Genomic DNA, 1,745 nt, shown 5'->3' on the forward strand with positions numbered 1-1,745 from the left:
TGTGTGCCCGGCATGGGCAATGTCTATAGGGTGAAAGTCCCGAACGTTGAAGGTAGCAGTAAACGTTAGCTTAAGGCAAGGGTGTCCGCGGCGACGCAGAATCCGAAGGAAGCCGGCGGCAAACCTCCGGCCCGAGGACCACGAACCCCAGGTGAGGCTAGCGGCAGCTGGATGAGCTTGCATAACAAAGCGAAGTCCTTGCTATCGAAGGCTGCCGAGAGTAGATGGGGCGGGTAGATGGAGGGAAAGACAGCGCACTTACCCGGGGAGGCCTGACAGATACGCCAATTAAATTGGTAACCCGTGCAGCGATGCACGATTGAACTGTCAGGAGTCAGCAGAGGCCATAGTACCTGTAAGGAGACGTTCTAACAGGGAAGGGCCGAACATGATTGTGAGGGAAGTTCATGGCAAGTTCGAGAGAAAGACGGAGACAGCAGAAAATCTCAAAAGAGAGCTGCCTTCAGGAGGAAGCGGTGAACCCGCAGGGGACTGAAGGAGTGCCGAGTCTTTCTCCGGCACGAACCAGGGAAACGACCCGCGAAGACCATCTAACGCACCTGATGGAACAAGTGGTTGAAAGAGACAATATGACTCAAGCACTGTACCGGGTGGAAAGCAATAAGGGAGCGCCGGGAATTGATGGAATGGAAACAAAATCCCTTCTTCCATTTCTCAAGGAACGGTGGTCTGAAATTAAACAGCAACTCCTAGACGGAACCTATCAACCCAAACCTGTACGTCGAGTCGAAATCCCGAAACCAGACGGGGGAGTAAGGTTGCTAGGGATACCGACGGTACTAGACCGCTTAATCCAGCAGGCCCTATCCCAAATCTTAACCATGATATACGACCCAACATTTTCACCGTACAGCTACGGCTTTAGGCCCCAACGTAAAGCACAAATGGCCGTCAAACAAGCCCAAGAATATATAAAAGAAGGCTATCGCTGGGTAGTAGACTTCGACCTGGAAAAATTCTTCGACAAGGTTAATCATGACATACTAATGTCACGAATAGCCCGGAGGATTAAGGATAAAAGAGTGTTACTGCTGATAAGAAGATACCTTCAAGCCGGGGTAATGATAAACGGTTGCTGTGTAAGAAGTGAAATGGGAACACCGCAAGGTGGCCCTCTGAGTCCACTTCTGGCCAATATCATGCTTGATGAGCTGGATTGGGAACTAATACGCCGGGGACATAAGTACGTACGTTATGCCGATGACTGTAACATTTACGTCAAAAGCCGCAGAGCAGGTGAAAGGGTCATGGCTAGTGTCAAGAGATTTGTGGAAGGAAGACTAAAGCTAAAGGTCAACATGGAAAAGAGTGCAGTTGACCGGCCGTGGAGAAGGAAATTTCTTGGATTCTCATTTGGATCTGATAAGAATGTCAAAATTAGGTTAGCGCCAAAGACTATAAAACGGTTTAAGAACAAAATACGTGAACTGACCAACCGAAGCCAGAGTAAATCAATGAAACACCGGATTAAAAGACTAAACACATACTTAATAGGTTGGATGGGATATTTCCAATTAGCGGACACCAGAAGCGTAATCCAAAGGCTGGATGAATGGATACGCAGACGTCTGCGAATGTGCTATTTAAAACAATGGAAGAAGCCTAAGACAAAGAGAAAGAAGCTAATTGCACTGGGAATACCCAAAAAATGGGCTGTATTAATAAGTAGCTCACGAAAAGGAATATGGCGCTTATCAAATACTCCGCAAGTAAATAAAGCCCTT

At 47.6% G+C, this 1,745-nt stretch carries 1 protein-coding gene; it reads left to right on the top strand.

The genetic code is table 11. From position 1 onward, the window contains the following. Positions 1-563: 563 nt before the first annotated feature. Positions 564-1,745 (top strand): group II intron reverse transcriptase/maturase (ltrA, locus tag JOC37_RS13060; protein ID WP_204619583.1); only part of this gene is annotated, 1,182 nt, incomplete at its 3' end.

Origin of the sequence: Desulforadius tongensis (genome assembly GCF_016907915.1) — a bacterium.
GTDB lineage: Bacteria > Bacillota > Desulfotomaculia > Desulfotomaculales > Desulfohalotomaculaceae > Desulforadius > Desulforadius tongensis.